Here is a 15069-nt window from a genome sequence, read left to right as displayed (position 1 = left end):
CGCTTTGTCGGGGGCGTTGGTCGTCGGGGCCGCCTGGGGGGGCCGCGGGGGGCCGGGGGGGGCCCGCGCGACGACGGCTACGCGGCTCTGCCGCGGACGACCCGCACGATCCGCTCGACCTGTCCGGCCCTCGCCCCGTGCTCCTCGTCCGCCCGGTCCTGGCGGACGCCGGGCGGGGTCGACACGGCGCGGGCGGCCGCGCAGGACGCCAGCAGCTCACTCATCGGGACGTGGTGCCGGACGGGTTCCGCGCGCTTCGGCGTGGCCATGTGTGCCTCCCGTAGGTTAGGTTCACCTAACCAGCTCGTGCATCCATGTCACCACGCCGCGTACGAACGACGCAACACCTTCCCGACACGTTGTCGGAAAGTACGTACCCCGTGCGGTCCGGCGTACTCCGGTCAGAGCACCGCCAGGTCCTCGTCGGCCCAGCGCGATCCGATCCCGCGCAGGACGACCGTGCGCCGGTCGTCCTCGGTGTCGCCGGTCACCCGGTGGATCAGGAGGTGCAGCCGGTCGTCGGTCAGCTCCTCGACCTTGCCGTCACCCCACTCCACGACCACCACCGACTCGGGCAGCGAGACGTCCAGATCGAGGTCCTCCATCTCGTCGAGACCGCCGCCGAGGCGGTACGCGTCGACGTGCACCAGGGCCGGGCCGCCGACCAGGGACGGGTGGACGCGGGCGATGACGAAGGTCGGCGAGGTGACGGCCCCGCGCACCCCGAGGCCCTCACCGAGGCCCCGGGTCAGGGTGGTCTTCCCGGCGCCGAGCTCACCGGTGAGCATGACGAGGTCGCCGGGGCGGAGGATCTTCGCGAGACTGCGGCCGAGTTCCTGCATCCGCTGCGGGGAGTCGACGGAGAGGGTGGCGCCGGAGACGGGCGGGTGCGCTGCTTCCATACCCGCCAACTTAGCTCGTACGGGGACCCGGCCCGCGCGGAGACCGCCCCCACCGGCACCGGACCGCGCCGGCACCGGCCGCCCGCGTCGGGCCGCGGCGGGCCGGACCTCCCGGCACCGCGCCGCGCCGGACCGGACCGCGCCGCGCCGCCTCCCGGTCGCCGCCGGGGCCCGGGGCCGTCATCCTGATGCTGGAAGGCGTCCCTGCGGGAGGGTGACGTGCGCGACCGGATGCACCGCATCTCCGACGGATACGCGGGTGGCGCGCGCGCCGACGCCACCCGGACCCTGGCCCGCACGCTCCCCCCGCTCCTCGTGGCCATCGGCTGCGCCTTCCAGTTCCTCACCCCGCCGGAACTCACCGGCACCCCCTTCTTCGTGGCCGCGCCCCTCGTCGCGGCCCCCCTGTTCGCGTGGTGGGTGGCGGCGCTCTTCGGCGCGCTGGGGATCCTGGCGGCGACGCTGCTCCACTTCGTGGCCGGGGGCACCGCCGCCGTCCACGACCTGGCGATGGAGGCCGCCACCATCGCGTTCGTCACGGCGCTCGCCGTGCTGATCAACGGCGTCGTGGAGCGCGCCCGCGGCCGGCTCGCCACCGCCCGGGGGGTCGCCGAGGCCGCGCAGAAAGCCGTCCTTCCCACCCCGTCCGGCCGGATCGACGGCCTGCGCCTGGCGGCGCGCTACGACGCGGCCCAGTCGGACACCCTGATCGGCGGGGACCTCTACGCGGCCCGGCCGACCCCGTACGGCGTCCGGCTGATCGTGGGCGACGTCCGGGGCAAGGGGCTCGGGGCGATCGAGGCGGTCTCCGTCATCCTCGGCGCCTTCTGGGAGGCCGCGGACAGCGAGCCGTCGCTGCCGGACCTCGCGAACCGCCTGGAGAACGCGCTGGTCCGCGAGGGGGCCCGGCGCGAGGGGATGGACACCTCCGAAGGCTTCACCACCTGTGTGCTCGTGGAGATCCCGCCCGGCCACGGCAGCCTGCGCGTCCTCAACCGGGGGCATCCGGAGCCGCTGCTCCTGGGCCCCGCCGGGACGGTCACCGCGCTCCGCCCCGGGGAGTTCTCCCTGCCCCTGGGCCTCGGAGACCTCGGCCCGCACGCCGCACAGCCGGACGAGTGGCCGTTCCCGCCCGCGTCGACCCTGCTGCTGTACACCGACGGCCTCTCCGAGAGCCGTGACGCGGCGGGGGCCTTCTACGAACCCGCCCGGAGCCTGGAGGGCAGGTCGTTCGCCACGCCCGACAAGCTCGTCGCCTCGCTCCTCGCCGACGTCCACCGGCACGCGAACGGCGCCAGGGGCGACGACATGGCCCTGCTGGCCGTCACCCGGCCGCCCCCGCGCTCCTCCCGGTGAGCCTCGCGGTCACCGCCTCCCGGCCCGATGAGCCCGCCGCTACCGCTTCCCGACGTCCGCCCCGGTCGTCTCCGGGACGGCCCCCGCCCGTACGAGGAGGTCGGCGAGGCGGTCGGTGACGGCCTCGGGGTGCTCCAGCATCACCAGATGGCCGCCGTCGGGGACGATGACGAGTTCCGCGTCCGGGAGCAGATCGGCGATGGCCTCGGTGTGGGAGCTGGGGGTGACCAGGTCGTTGTCCCCGGCCAGCGCGAGCACCGGCAGCTCGTGGAGGACGGGCAGGGCGGCGGCCTTGTCGTGCTCGGCGAAGGCCGGGTAGAAGGCGGCGACCACGTCGATCGGGGTCGACTCGATCATCCGCTCGGCGAACCGGACGACCGCCGGGTCCACGTCCTTCGACGCGAACGAGTACTTCTTGATCAGCCCGGCGAAGAGGTCCGCGGTCGCCCGGCGGCCGCGCTCGACCAGCTCCGCCTGGGAGCCGAGGGCCCGCAGCACCCCCGGCAGCACCCGCCGGACCGCGTTGACGCCGGCGATCGGCAGCCCGTACGACACCTCGGCCAGCTTCCCGGCGGACGTACCGACGAAGGCGACGCCGACGACCCGCTCGCGGACGAACTCCGGGAACCGTTCGGCGAGCGCCATGATCGTCATGCCGCCCATCGAGTGCCCGACGAGGACGAGCGGGCCCTCGGGGGCGGCGACGTCGAGGACGGCCTTGAGGTCACGGCCCAGCTGGTCCATGGAGACGGGCACGCCGTCGGGGCCCGTCTGGTCGACGCCCTGGCCCGAGCGGCCGTGGCCGCGCTGGTCCCAGTGGACGGTCCGGACGAGACCGCGCAGCGCGGCCCGCTGGAAGTGCCAGGAGTCCTGGTTGAGGCAGTAGCCGTGGCTGAAGACGACGGTGACGGGGGCGGGCTCCTTGCGGCCGAAGAGCCGGCGGCGACGGGCCGGCGCGGTGTCCGCCTCGACCTCGTCCACCTCGTAGTACAGGACGGTCGAGTCGTCGGCGAGCGCCCGGCCGGGGGTCCCGCGCAGCCCGCCGTACGGCCCGGTCGCGTCCAGGGCGAGCCGCGCCTTCTGTCGTACGGAACGGCCGACGGTGAGCCGCTCGACGGCGACGCCCGCGGCCGCTCCGGCCGCGAGCACACCTATCGCGGCGCCGGCGAATCCGGCGCGCCGCCAGGTACCGGTGCTGCTGGACTCGCCCACGGGGCCCCCTCTACTCGCCCAGGTACACGCGCGGGACGCGCGCGCCGATCCGGGTGACGATCTCGTACGCGATGGTGTCGGCGGCCACCGCCCAGTCCTCGGCGGTGGGTTCGCCCCGGTCGCCGGGGCCGAAGAGCACGGCCTCGGTGCCCGGCGCGGGCTCGTCGCCGCCGAGGTCGACGACGAACTGGTCCATGGCGACCCGGCCGGCGACCGTACGGACGGTGCCGTCGACGAGGACGGGGCCACGGCCCGAGGCGTGCCGGGGAACGCCGTCGGCGTAGCCGAGCGGGACGAGACCGAGGGTCGTCTCCGCGTCGGTGACGTAGTGGTGGCCGTAGCTGACGCCGTGGCCGGCCGGCACCCGCTTGACGAGCGCGATGCTGCCCTTGAGCGACATGACGGGCCGCAGACCCAGCTCGGCGGAGGTGCCGAGCTCGGGGCTCGGCGACACGCCGTAGACGGCGATGCCCGGCCGGACCAGGTCGAAGTGGGCCTCGGGGAGGGTGAGGGTGGCGGGCGAGTTGGCGATGTGCCGGACCTCGGGCCGGACCCCGGCCTCCTCCGCGTGATCGAGCATCGAACGGAAGACGTCGAGCTGCGCGGCGGTGGAGGGGTGGTGGGGTTCGTCGGCGCACGCGAGGTGCGACCAGAGGCCGGTGACCTTGACGAGCCCGTCGGCCTCCGCCTTGAGCGCCTCGCCGACCAACTCGGGCCAGTCGGCGGGCTGACAGCCGTTCCGGCCGAGGCCGGTGTCGGCCTTGAGCTGCACCCGGGCGGTCTTCCCGGTGGCCCGCGCGGCCTCGCGGACCTCGTCCAGGGCCCACATCCCGCTCACCGACATGTCCAGACCGGCCTCGATGCCCTGGTCCCACGGGTCGCCCGGGGTCCAGAGCCAGCACATGACCGGAACGTCGGTGATCCCGGCGGCGCGCAGCGCGAGCGCCTCGTGCGGGGTGGCCGTACCGAGCCAGTCCGCACCCGCGTCCAGGGCGGCGCGGGCGCAGCGCAGCGCGCCGTGTCCGTACGCGTCGGCCTTGACCACGGCCATGATCCGGACGTGGGGGGCGACGCGGGCGCGCAGCGTGCGGACGTTCGCACGCAGCGCGCCGAGGTCGATCTCGGCGCGGGCTCTGCGGGGCGGCGGTGTCTCAGTCATCGCGCCCAGTCTCTCAGGTGCCGGCTCCCGGACCGCTGCCCCCGGCTGTAGACCCGGTCACCCCACCCCGAACACCCCCCGGGTTCCGGCCCCCAGGGCACCCGAGCCCGCTCCGCCCGCCGCGCCACACGGGCGTGGCGGTCGGCGTGTCGGGACCGTGCGGGGCCGTGCCGGACCGTGCGGGACCGTGCGGGACCGTGCCGGACCGTGCGGGGAGAGCATCCCGGCAGGCCGGGCTCCGCGTCACGCCGTTACGCCCCGGCAGGCCTCGCTCCGCGTCACTCCCCGGCCGTCACGTCCCGCCACGCGCCGCCCAGTGCCCCCGCCACCTCCGCCGCCGTCACCGGTCCCCGGCCCTCCGACACCCGGCGGGCCGCCAGGCCGTGGAGGTACGCCGCGCACGACGCCGCGTCCACCGCCCGCAGACCCGCCGCGAGCAGCGAGCCCGCCAGGCCGGAGAGGACGTCGCCGCTGCCGGCCGTGGCCAGCCAGCCGGTCCCGGTCGGGTTCACCCGTACGGGGCCGCCCTCCTCCCCGTACACCAGCGTCGTCGAGCCCTTGAGCAGTACGGTCGCCCCGAACCGCCCGGCCAGTTCCCGGACCGCCGCGAGCCGCCCGGCCTCCACGTCCTCGCGGGCCACGCCGAGCAGCGCCGCCGCCTCCCCGGCGTGCGGGGTGAGCAGGGTCGGCGCGCTGCGGGCCCGCACCAGCGCCGGGTCCAGGCCCCGGAGTCCGTCGGCGTCCACCAGGACCGGGACCTCCGAGGCGAGGACCTCGGCGACGCCCGGTTCGTCGCCGAGCCCGGGTCCGACCACCCAGGCCTGGACGCGCCCCGCCCGGTCCGGCGGCCCCGCGTGGACGAGGGTCTCGGGGTGCCGGGCGATCACCGCGTCGGCCGCGGGTCCGACGTACCGCACCGCCCCCGCACCGCCGTGCAGCGCCCCGGCGACGGTGAGGACCGCCGCCCCGGGGTAGCGGCCGGAGCCGGCGACGACGCCGAGGACCCCGCGCCGGTACTTGTCGCTCTCGGCGCCGGGGACGGGCAGCAGCCGCGCCACGTCCTGGTGCTGGAGCGCCTCCAGGTCGGGGACGCCCGGCAGTTCGTCGGCGAGCCCGATGTCGACGAGCCGCAGCGCGCCCGCGTACGTGCGCGCGGGGTCGACGAGCAGGCCGGGCTTGTACGTCCCGAAGGTCACGGTCACGTCGGCCCGCAGCGCCTCCCCCGCCACCTCTCCGGTGTCCGCGTCGACGCCGCTCGGCAGGTCGACGGCGACGACGACGGCGTCGGAGCCGCGCGCGGCCCGGGCGACGGGCACGGCGTCGGGCCGGAGTCCGCCCCTGCCGCCGATGCCGGTGATGCCGTCGAGGACGAGGTCGGCGGTGGCGAGGGGGGCGAACGGGTCGTCGGCGACCCGGCCTCCGGCCGCCCGGAGGGCCGCGAGGCCGGCCTCGTGGGCGTGGGCGCCGAGCAGGACGGCGGTGACTCCGGCGCCGCGCCGGGCGAGCCGGGCGCCGGCGAGGAGGGCGTCGCCGCCGTTGTCGCCGCTGCCGACGAGGAGGACGACCCGGGCGCCGTACACCCGCCCCTTGCCGAGGAGCGAGCAGCAGGCGGCGGCGAGTCCGGCGGCGGCCCGCGCCATGAGGGCGCCGTCGGGCAGGCGGGCCATGAGGGCGGCTTCGGCGGCCCGGACGGTCTCGACGCGGTGAGCGGTACGCATGTCCGCAGTCTGCCGCAGTCCCGGTCCGGTCGCGCCGTGGTCCAGGGACCGTGGCACCGTGGCCCTGGGGCTGGGGTCCTGGCCCCACAGGCCGGGGTCGTGCGCCCCGCACGCCGTGGTCCCCCTGCGGCGTTGGACCCCGGCCCCCCGCGCGCCACGGTCCCCAGCCCCTGTGGCCGTGGCCCCTGGCCCCCGGCCCCCCGCCGCAAGCCTCGAACGCCCGCGTCGCAGCGCTCGCCCTCCCTCACACCTCGCCCTGGAGGCGGGGTTGACGCCTCTCCCCCCATCGACTTAGGTTTGCCTTACCTTACTTAAACGGCCATCTTCCGGAAGGTCGGCCCCGCCATGCGCAGCAGCACCCGCACCCGCTCCGCTCTCACCCATTAGGGGTGTCCACAGACACGCGCGACACGAATCAACCCGACGCCGGCCCTGGCAGTCGCGCGTACACGGCCATGGGCCCGACCGTCTCCCGACGGCCGGGCCCATGGTCCGTACAGCGACGACCACACCTACAACTACGGCTGCGGCTACGGCCGGGGCTCACCCCTCCGCGATCACCACCGCCGAAGCCACCCCGGCGTCATGGCTCAACGACACGTGCCAGTGCTTCACGCCCAGCTCCGTCGCCCGGGCCTCCACCGTCCCGCGCACCCGCAGCCGCGGCTGGCCGGTGCCCTCGACGTACACCTCGGCGTCCGTCCAGTGCAGTCCGCCCGGCGCGCCGAGCGCCTTCGCCAGGGCCTCCTTCGCGGCGAACCGCACCGCGAGCGAGGCGGGCCCCCGCCGGTCGCCGCTGGGCAGCAGCAGCTCGCTCTCGACGAAGAGGCGCTGGAGCAGCCCCGGCGTCCGTTCGATCGACGCGGCGAAGCGGTCGATCTCCGCCACGTCGATCCCCACCCCAATGATCATTTCCCACTCACTCCACGGTCACGGATTTGGCCAGGTTGCGCGGCTGGTCGACCTCGTTGCCCCGCGCGGTGGCGAGCTCGCAGGCGAAGACCTGGAGCGGCACCGTGGAGACCAGCGGCTGGAGCAGCGTAGGCGTGGCGGGGATCCGGATGAGGTGGTCGGCGTAGGGGACCACGGCCTCGTCGCCCTCCTCCGCGATCACGATCGTGCGGGCTCCGCGCGCCCGGATCTCCTGGATGTTGGAGACGATCTTGTCGTGAAGGACGGAGCGGCCCTTGGGCGAGGGCACCACGACGACGACCGGCAGGTCCTCCTCGATGAGCGCGATCGGGCCGTGCTTGAGCTCTCCGGCGGCGAAGCCCTCGGCGTGCATGTACGCGAGTTCCTTGAGCTTCAGGGCGCCTTCGAGGGCGACGGGGTAGCCGACGTGCCGGCCGAGGAAGAGGACGGTGTTCTTGTGGGCGAGGGAGCGGGCGAGGACCCGGACGGGCTCCATGGTCTCCAGGACCCGCTCGACCTCGTCGCCGATCCTCGCCAGCTCGCGGACGACGGCGTGGATCTCGTCGCCCCACTTGGTGCCGCGCACCTGGCCGAGGTAGAGCGCGAGGAGGTAACAGGCGACGAGCTGCGTCAGGAAGGCCTTGGTGGAGGCGACGGCGACCTCGGGCCCGGCGTGGGTGTAGAGGACGGCGTCCGATTCCCGGGGGATGGTGGAGCCGTTGGTGTTGCAGATGGCGAGCACCTTCGCGCCCTGTTCACGGGCGTGCCGGAGCGCCATCAGGGTGTCCATGGTCTCGCCGGACTGCGAGACCGCGATGACCAGGGTCTTCTGGCCGAGGATCGGGTCGCGGTAGCGGAACTCGCTGGCGAGCTCGACCTCGCAGGGGATCCGGGTCCAGTGCTCGATGGCGTACTTGGCGATGAGGCCCGCGTGGAAGGCGGTGCCGCAGGCGATGATGACGACCTTGTCGGCCTCGCGGAGCACGGCGTCGGGGATGCGCACCTCGTCGAGGGTGAGGCGGCCGGAGCCGTCGATCCGGCCGAGGAGGGTGTCGGCGACGGCCTTGGGCTGCTCGGCGATCTCCTTGAGCATGAAGGAGGCGTAGCCGCCCTTCTCGGCGGCGGAGGCGTCCCAGTCGACGTGGAAGGCCCGGACGTCGGCGGGTACCCCGTCGAAGTCGGTGACGGTGACGCCGTCCCTGGTCAGCTCGACGACCTGGTCCTGGCCGAGTTCGATCGCCGAGCGGGTGTGGGCGATGAAGGCGGAGACGTCGGAGGCGAGGAAGTTCTCGCCCTCGCCGACGCCGACGACGAGCGGCGAGTTCCGGCGGGCTCCGACGACCACGTCCGGCTGGTCGGCGTGGACGGCGACGAGGGTGAAGGCCCCGTCGAGCCGCCGGCACACGAGCCGCATGGCCTCCGCCAGGTCCCCGGCGGAGGAGAACTCCTCCGCGAGGAGGTGGGCCACGACCTCGGTGTCCGTCTCGGAGGCCAGGTCGTGGCCGCGTTCGGCGAGCTCCCCGCGCAGGGCGGCGAAGTTCTCGATGATGCCGTTGTGGACGACGGCGACGCGCCCGGCGTTGTCCAGATGGGGGTGCGCGTTGACGTCGGTCGGCCCGCCGTGGGTGGCCCAGCGGGTGTGCCCGATGCCCACGGCCCCGCCGGCCAGCGGCCGGTCCTTGAGCTCCTTCTCCAGGTTGACGAGCTTGCCCGCCTTCTTGGCCGCGGCGAGCCCTCCGTCGGAGAGCACCGCGACACCGGCCGAGTCGTAGCCCCGGTATTCGAGCCTCTTGAGGCCCGCGACCACCACATCAAGCGCCGACTGCCCGCCGACGTATCCCACGATTCCGCACATGACGGCAGCGTACGGCGGAAGCCCTCCGGGATCCCGGACTCACGGGAGCTTGACCACCTGCGCGTCGATGATCTCCTTCGGCTGCCGCACGACGGGCCGGCCCCCGGCGTCGGTGACGAAGAGCGCGACGTTGCTCTTCTTGCGGACGACGGCGAGCCTGAGCGGCACGGCGACGCCTCCCTTGGTGACCGTGACGCTCCACGCGACGGCCTCGTCCCCGGCGGCAAGCGGCTCCGCCCGGAGGCCGGTGTACGTGAACCGTTCCGTGCCCTGGACGGCCTCGAACCCGGTCGCGCACGGGCCGACCGCCGACTTCAGACCGGTGAGCCATTCCTGGGCGTCCGCCCCCCGGTACGCGCCGACGGAGACCTCGGTCCTTCCCTTGCCCGACAGGGGAACGAGGACCTGCCGTACGACGTGCGTCGCGCCGCTCGGGACGGAGACGACGGCGTCGGCGATCGGCTTGCAGACGGGCTTGTCGGGGGCGAGCGCCGAGGCGGCCAGACTCTCGGAACTCCCGTCGCGGTAACCCCGGTACCCGGGGAGGTCCTTCTCCGTGAGCAGCGACGCGTACTGCCGCTCCAGGCTCATGGTCCCGTCGGCCGCCGGAGTGGCGGAAGCGGCCTCCTCACGGGCCGCCGTCGCGGTTGCGGAGGCGGTGACCGTCTCGCCGCCGCCGGCCGGAGCGCTCCCCTCCCCGGCGTCACCCGCCCCGCACCCGGCGGCGAGCAGGGCCAGGGCGGCGGCGAGGAGGGGGCGGCGCGGACGGACGGATCTCATGACACGACTCCTGATCGAACATACGTTTCCCTCCGCACCCTAGGTACCGGACCCACCGACGTGATCACCACGACCGCGACCGGTACCCGATCGCAACACTCCCGCCCCCACCCACCGCCCCGACGGGCCTGGGGCACTCAGCCCAGCTTCTTCGCCTGCGCGTCGACGATGGTCTTCGGCAGTGTCTTGACCGTGCCGCCGAGGCTGATGCTGGAGAACGTGGCGAGCGTGTTGCCCTGGCGGAAGGCGACGAGCTTGCTGACGAACGGCTCGCCGTCCATGTCGGTCGTGACCGTGTAGGCGAGCGCCTCCTCACCGGCGGACACGGTCTCCGGCGCGACCTTGGTGATCTTCGTCTTCTCGCCGCCGCCGATCAGGGTGAAGCCGGCCGCGCAGTCGGTGCCGGCCGTCTTCAGCGAGGTGAAGGCCTCCTGGGCGCCCTGGCCCTGGTACGAGCCCAACGTCACGCTCGTCACCGGTGCGGCCAGCGCCCCGAGGGCCTCCTCCGGCGAGGCCGTCGCCCCGTCGGTCTTCGGCACCTCGATGGCCTTGCGCTGCGCGCTCACCGCGGGCTTGCCCGTGGCGATGAACGACATGGCGTCGGCGAGCGGCTTGCAGGACGCCTTGTCGGTGGAGACGGCGTCGGCCGGGACGATGTCCGCGGCCGTGGCCTTCTGCACCTGGTGGCCGGGCAGGTCGGCCTGCTCCACGATGAGCTTCTCCAGCTCGGCCGCGGACAGCGCCTCGGCGGCGGGAGCGGCGCTCGTGGCGGAGGCGGCGGGCGCGGACTCCTTGCCCGCGTCCTTGCCGGCGGCCTTGCCCGAGTCGCCGCCGCCGCACGCGGTGGCGAGCAGGGCGAGGGAGACGGCGGTGGCGGCGACGGCGGCACGTCGCACGGAGGTACGCATCAGGTGACTCACAGTTCTCTACGTGGTGACTTCGTGCCGCCCGGTGACGGCTCCCCCCGCGTGAAGTCCGGAAGCCCACGCGGCATGAGCATGATCGCCCCGGGAGCGGGGTATCACAACGCCTTTTGCAGCGTGACCGACCCCACGACCCACGAAGGCCACGGACCCCCGACAATGGCGGGGTGATCACTTCGCCGCCACGAAGCGCCAACGGGGACGGCCCCGCCAACGGAGACCGCCCCGCCGGGGACGGCCCGGCCGCCGGACACAGCCCCAGAAACGGCACCGGCCACCGCCGGACCGGCGAGGCGACCCCGTACGTCGACCTCACCCGCGCCGAGTGGAGCGACCTGCGCGACAAGACGCCGCTGCCCCTGACGGCCGACGAGGTCGAGCGGCTCCGCGGCTTCGGTGACGTCATCGACCTCGACGAGGTGCGGGACATCTACCTCCCGCTCTCCCGGCTGCTCAACCTGTACGTGCAGGCCACCAGCGGCCTGCGCGGCGCCCTCAACACCTTCCTCGGCGAGAGCGCCGAACAGCGCGGCACCCCCTTCGTCATAGGGGTCGCCGGTTCGGTCGCCGTCGGCAAGTCGACCGTCTCCCGCCTCCTCCAGGCGCTCCTGGCCCGCTGGCCGGAGCACCCGCGCGTGGAGCTGGTGACCACGGACGCCTTCCTCTATCCGATGGAGGAGCTGAAGGCACGCGGGCTCATGTCCCGGAAGGGGTTCCCGGAGTCGTACGACCGCCGGGCCCTGACCCGGTTCGTCGCGGACATCAAGGCGGGCAAGGACGAGGTGACCGCCCCGGTCTACTCGCACCTCATCTACGACCGCGTACCGGGCGAACGGCTCGTCGTCCGCCGCCCCGACATCCTCATCGTCGAGGGCCTGAACGTCCTCCAGCCCGCGCTGCCCGGCAAGGACGGCCGCACCCGCGTCGGCCTCGCCGACTACTTCGACTTCTCGGTGTACGTGGACGCGCGCGCCGAGGACATCGAGCGCTGGTACCTCAACCGCTTCCGCAAGCTCCGCGACACCGCCTTCCAGAACCCCTCCTCGTACTTCCAGCGGTACACGCAGGTCTCCGAGGAGGAGGCCCTCGACTACGCCCGCACCATGTGGCGGACCATCAACAAGGTGAACCTCCTGGAGAACGTGGCCCCGACGCGCGGCCGGGCGACGCTCGTGGTCCGCAAGGGTCCCGATCACAAGGTTCAGCGGCTGAGTCTCCGTAAGCTCTGAGGATGCTGCATCTCCGGATGATCGTCCCGCCCGACCGCACCACGGCAGCGGTCGGGGTGATCGAGTCGACGGTCGGCACCACCCATCTGGTGGTGCTGCCCGGCGCGGCCCGGGACCCGACCGGTGACGTGGTCATGTGCGACGTGGCCCGCGAGGCGGGCGACGAACTCCTCAAGGGGCTGCGCGACCTGAGGATCGATCAGGACGGCTCGATCGCGGTCGAGAACATCGACTTCTCCCTCTCCACCCGCGCGGACACCGCCGAGAAGGAGGCCCCGGGCGAGCCGGCGGACGCGGTGCTCTGGGAGCAGCTGGAGGGGGCGACGCACGAGGAGTCGACGCTCTCGATCACGTACTGCGCGTTCATGATCCTGGCGACGATGATCGCGGCCTGCGGCGTCGTCCTGGACAACGCGATCCTGATCGTGGGCGCGATGGCGGTCGGCCCGGAGTTCGGCCCGCTCGCCGGCGTCTGTACGGCGGTGGTGCGGCGCGAGCCGAGGCTGGCGGCACGTTCGCTGATCGCGCTGCTCGTCGGCTTCGCGGCGGCGATCGCGGCGACGACGGTGTTCAGCCTGGGGATGGACGCGCTCGACCTGTTCAGCGAGAGCCGCCTCGACGGGGACCGCCCCAACACCAGCTTCATCTGGCAGCCCGACCCGTTCTCGTTCGTCGTCGCCCTGCTCGCGGGCGTGGCGGGCATACTCTCCCTGACCTCGGCCAAGTCCGGGGCCCTGGTGGGCGTGGCGATCTCGGTGACGACGGTCCCGGCGGGCGCGAACGCGGCCGTGGCGCTCAGCTACGGCGACCTGGGCCAGATGTGGGGCTCGATCGAGCAGCTCGCCCTGAACCTGTTCGGGATCATGCTGGCCGGAGTGCTGACGCTGTACGGCCAGAAGCTGCTCTGGCGCACCCAGCGCGGCCGCTGGCGCCGCGGGCCGGGGGCCCGGAAGGACATCTGAAAAGGGCCCCGCCGCACCCGGTACGGGTACGGCGGGGCCCTCCATGCATGACGGTGCCTCGGAGAGGTTAGCCCAGCGCCGACTTCACGGCGTCCGCGAGTCGCTGCGCCACCGCGCGCGCCTGCTCGATGTCCGCGGCCTCGACCATGACGCGGACCAGCGGCTCGGTGCCGGAGGGGCGCAGCAGGACGCGGCCGGTGGAGCCGAGCTCGGCCTCGGCGGCGGTGACGGCGGCGGCGAGGTCGCCGGAGGTCTTCACCCGGGACTTGTCGACGTCCGGGACGTTGATGAGGATCTGCGGCAGCCGCTCCATCACGCCGGCGAGCTCCGCGAGGGACTTGCCGGTGGCGGCGACCCGGGCGCCCAGCATGAGGCCGGTGAGGGTGCCGTCGCCGGTGGTGGCGTGGTCGAGGACGATGACGTGCCCCGACTGCTCGCCGCCCAGGGCGTAGCCGTGCTCCTTCATGGACTCCAGGACGTAGCGGTCGCCGACCGCCGTCTGGACGAGGTTCAGGCCCTCGCGCTCCATGGCCAGCTTGAAGCCCAGGTTGGACATGACGGTCGCGACGACGGTGTCGCCGCGCAGCGCGCCGGCCTCGCGCATGGCGAGGGCGAGCACGGCGAGGATCTGGTCGCCGTCGACCTCGTTGCCGGCGGCGTCCACCGCGAGGCAGCGGTCGGCGTCGCCGTCGTGGGCGATGCCCAGGTCGGCGCCGTGCTCGACGACGGCGGCCTTGAGCAGGCCGAGGTGGGTGGAGCCGCAGCCGTCGTTGATGTTGAGGCCGTCCGGCTCGGCGCCGATGGTGACGACCTCGGCGCCGGCCCGGGAGAAGGCCTCGGGGGAGACGCGGGCGGCGGCGCCGTGGGCCTCGTCGAGGACGACCTTCAGTCCGTCGAGACGGTTGGGGAGGACGGCGATGAGGTGGGCGACGTAGGTGTCGAAGCCCTCGTCGTAGTCGCGGACGCGGCCGACGCCGGCACCGGTCGGGCGCTCCCAGGGGGCGCCGGTGCGGTGCTCCTCGTAGACGGACTCGATCTTGTCCTCGAGCTCGTCGGCGAGCTTGTGGCCGCCGCGCGCGAAGAACTTGATGCCGTTGTCGGGCATGGCGTTGTGGCTGGCGGAGAGCATCACGCCGAGGTCGGCGCCGAGGACGCCGGTGAGGTGGGCCACGGCCGGGGTGGGCAGGACGCCGACGCGCAGCACGTCGACACCGGCGCTGGCGAGGCCGGCCACGACGGCGGCTTCGAGGAACTCTCCGGACGCGCGGGGGTCACGGCCGACCACGGCGGTGGGCCGATGGCCCTCGAAGGTGCCCGCCTCGGCGAGAACGTGCGCCGCGGCGACCGACAGGCCGAGCGCCAGCTCCGCCGTCAGGTCCGCGTTGGCGACGCCGCGTACGCCGTCCGTGCCGAAGAGTCGTCCCACAGCTGTCCTCCGAGAAATACGTGCCCAAGCTGATGAAAGAGGTTATGAAAAAACGTACGCCCCGACGGCACGGGCAGTGCCGCCGGGGCGTACGAAAGCAGACCGAGCAGGCGATTAACGCTTGCTGTACTGCGGGGCCTTACGGGCCTTCTTGAGACCGGCCTTCTTGCGCTCGACCGCACGGTCGTCGCGGGAGAGGAAGCCGGCCTTCTTCAGCGCCGGGCGGTTGTTCTCGACGTCCGCCTCGTTCAGCGCACGGGCCACGCCGAGGCGCAGGGCGCCGGCCTGACCGGAGACACCGCCACCCGCGATGCGGGCGATGACGTCGTAGCGGTTGTCGAGCTCGAGCACCTTGAAGGGCTCGTTGACTTCCTGCTGGTGCACCTTGTTGGGGAAGTAGTCCTCAAGGGTGCGACCGTTGATCTTCCACTTGCCGGTGCCCGGAACGATCCGGACGCGGGCGATGGCGTTCTTGCGACGGCCCAGGCCGGCGGCCGGCTGCGGGTCGCCGAAGCGGGACGCGAGGGACTCGGAGGTGTACTCACCCTCGACGAGCTCGGTCTCGGTGGTGTACTCCTCGACGCCCTCGAACTCGTCGACGGGGGTCTCGGGGGTGGTCTCGGCCACGATGCTCC

General features: G+C 73.7%; 14 protein-coding genes. 3 read left to right on the top strand and 11 right to left on the bottom strand.

What is annotated here, in order from left to right:
* Positions 1-77 precede the first annotated feature (77 nt).
* Entirely contained in the window at positions 78-269 is a 192-nt protein-coding gene (locus ABT129_RS18305) for a hypothetical protein (RefSeq protein WP_351902008.1), read from the bottom strand.
* Between the two features lie 132 nt (positions 270-401).
* Positions 402-902 carry a tRNA (adenosine(37)-N6)-threonylcarbamoyltransferase complex ATPase subunit type 1 TsaE gene (gene tsaE, locus ABT129_RS18300; protein ID WP_351902006.1) on the bottom strand — a complete coding sequence of 167 codons (501 nt, stop codon included), beginning with the start codon at positions 900-902 and terminating at the stop codon, positions 402-404.
* Between the two features lie 219 nt (positions 903-1121).
* Here tsaE and ABT129_RS18295 point away from each other — a divergent pair, with 219 nt between their 5' ends.
* On the top strand, positions 1122-2258 hold the full coding sequence (locus ABT129_RS18295; protein ID WP_351902004.1) for a PP2C family protein-serine/threonine phosphatase: 1137 nt from the start codon (positions 1122-1124) through the stop codon (positions 2256-2258).
* Positions 2259-2297: 39 nt separating this feature from the next.
* Here the strand turns inward: ABT129_RS18295 and ABT129_RS18290 are convergent, their stop codons facing one another.
* The 7 genes from ABT129_RS18290 to ABT129_RS18260 form a co-directional block, all read right to left on the bottom strand.
* Positions 2298-3470, bottom strand: a complete 1173-nt coding sequence (locus tag ABT129_RS18290) for an alpha/beta fold hydrolase (protein WP_351902002.1) — start codon at positions 3468-3470, stop codon at positions 2298-2300.
* Between the two features lie 10 nt (positions 3471-3480).
* Complete coding sequence (gene alr, locus ABT129_RS18285) at positions 3481-4629, bottom strand: alanine racemase (RefSeq protein ID WP_351902000.1); 1149 nt, start codon at positions 4627-4629, stop codon at positions 3481-3483.
* 278 nt (positions 4630-4907) lie between these two features.
* Positions 4908-6347 (bottom strand): NAD(P)H-hydrate dehydratase, encoded by a 1440-nt coding sequence (locus ABT129_RS18280; RefSeq protein WP_351901998.1) that lies wholly within the window; start codon positions 6345-6347, stop codon positions 4908-4910.
* 543 nt (positions 6348-6890) lie between these two features.
* Positions 6891-7259: a holo-ACP synthase gene (locus tag ABT129_RS18275; protein WP_351901996.1), complete on the bottom strand. Its 369-nt coding sequence runs from the start codon at positions 7257-7259 to the stop codon at positions 6891-6893.
* Positions 7260-7266: 7 nt separating this feature from the next.
* Entirely contained in the window at positions 7267-9114 is a 1848-nt protein-coding gene (glmS, locus tag ABT129_RS18270) for a glutamine--fructose-6-phosphate transaminase (isomerizing) (RefSeq protein ID WP_351901994.1), read from the bottom strand.
* Positions 9115-9153: 39 nt separating this feature from the next.
* Positions 9154-9894 (bottom strand): hypothetical protein, encoded by a 741-nt coding sequence (locus ABT129_RS18265; protein ID WP_351901993.1) that lies wholly within the window; start codon positions 9892-9894, stop codon positions 9154-9156.
* Between the two features lie 137 nt (positions 9895-10031).
* Complete coding sequence (locus ABT129_RS18260) at positions 10032-10802, bottom strand: hypothetical protein (RefSeq protein WP_351901992.1); 771 nt, start codon at positions 10800-10802, stop codon at positions 10032-10034.
* Positions 10803-10984: 182 nt separating this feature from the next.
* Here ABT129_RS18260 and coaA point away from each other — a divergent pair, with 182 nt between their 5' ends.
* Positions 10985-12046 (top strand): type I pantothenate kinase, encoded by a 1062-nt coding sequence (gene coaA, locus ABT129_RS18255; protein WP_351901990.1) that lies wholly within the window; start codon positions 10985-10987, stop codon positions 12044-12046.
* Positions 12047-12048: 2 nt separating this feature from the next.
* Positions 12049-13008, top strand: a complete 960-nt coding sequence (locus ABT129_RS18250) for a DUF389 domain-containing protein (RefSeq protein ID WP_351901988.1) — start codon at positions 12049-12051, stop codon at positions 13006-13008.
* 67 nt (positions 13009-13075) lie between these two features.
* Here the strand turns inward: ABT129_RS18250 and glmM are convergent, their stop codons facing one another.
* Together glmM and rpsI are read right to left on the bottom strand one after the other, a co-directional pair.
* Positions 13076-14434 (bottom strand): phosphoglucosamine mutase, encoded by a 1359-nt coding sequence (gene glmM, locus ABT129_RS18245; protein WP_351901986.1) that lies wholly within the window; start codon positions 14432-14434, stop codon positions 13076-13078.
* Positions 14435-14548: 114 nt separating this feature from the next.
* The gene (gene rpsI / locus ABT129_RS18240; protein WP_015035601.1) at positions 14549-15061 is read right to left on the bottom strand and encodes a 30S ribosomal protein S9; all 513 of its coding nucleotides are present in this window, start codon (positions 15059-15061) and stop codon (positions 14549-14551) included.
* Positions 15062-15069: the final 8 nt, after the last annotated feature.

The organism is Streptomyces sp. NPDC002057 (genome assembly GCF_040296665.1).
GTDB lineage: Bacteria > Actinomycetota > Actinomycetes > Streptomycetales > Streptomycetaceae > Streptomyces.
This window is presented reverse-complemented; position numbering and strand designations above follow the sequence as displayed.

What these genes read in the sequence shown, in the direction of transcription:
- ABT129_RS18305 (WP_351902008.1), bottom strand. Translation starts at nt 269, where the DNA reads ATGGCCACGCCGAAGCGCGCGGAACCCGTCCGGCACCACGTCCCGATG.
- tsaE (WP_351902006.1), bottom strand. Translation starts at nt 902, where the DNA reads ATGGAAGCAGCGCACCCGCCCGTCTCCGGCGCCACCCTCTCCGTCGAC.
- alr (WP_351902000.1), bottom strand. Translation starts at nt 4,629, where the DNA reads ATGACTGAGACACCGCCGCCCCGCAGAGCCCGCGCCGAGATCGACCTC.
- ABT129_RS18280 (WP_351901998.1), bottom strand. Translation starts at nt 6,347, where the DNA reads ATGCGTACCGCTCACCGCGTCGAGACCGTCCGGGCCGCCGAAGCCGCC.
- ABT129_RS18275 (WP_351901996.1), bottom strand. Translation starts at nt 7,259, where the DNA reads ATGATCATTGGGGTGGGGATCGACGTGGCGGAGATCGACCGCTTCGCC.
- glmS (WP_351901994.1), bottom strand. Translation starts at nt 9,114, where the DNA reads ATGTGCGGAATCGTGGGATACGTCGGCGGGCAGTCGGCGCTTGATGTG.
- ABT129_RS18265 (WP_351901993.1), bottom strand. Translation starts at nt 9,894, where the DNA reads ATGAGATCCGTCCGTCCGCGCCGCCCCCTCCTCGCCGCCGCCCTGGCC.
- ABT129_RS18260 (WP_351901992.1), bottom strand. Translation starts at nt 10,802, where the DNA reads ATGCGTACCTCCGTGCGACGTGCCGCCGTCGCCGCCACCGCCGTCTCC.
- ABT129_RS18250 (WP_351901988.1), top strand. Translation starts at nt 12,049, where the DNA reads ATGCTGCATCTCCGGATGATCGTCCCGCCCGACCGCACCACGGCAGCG.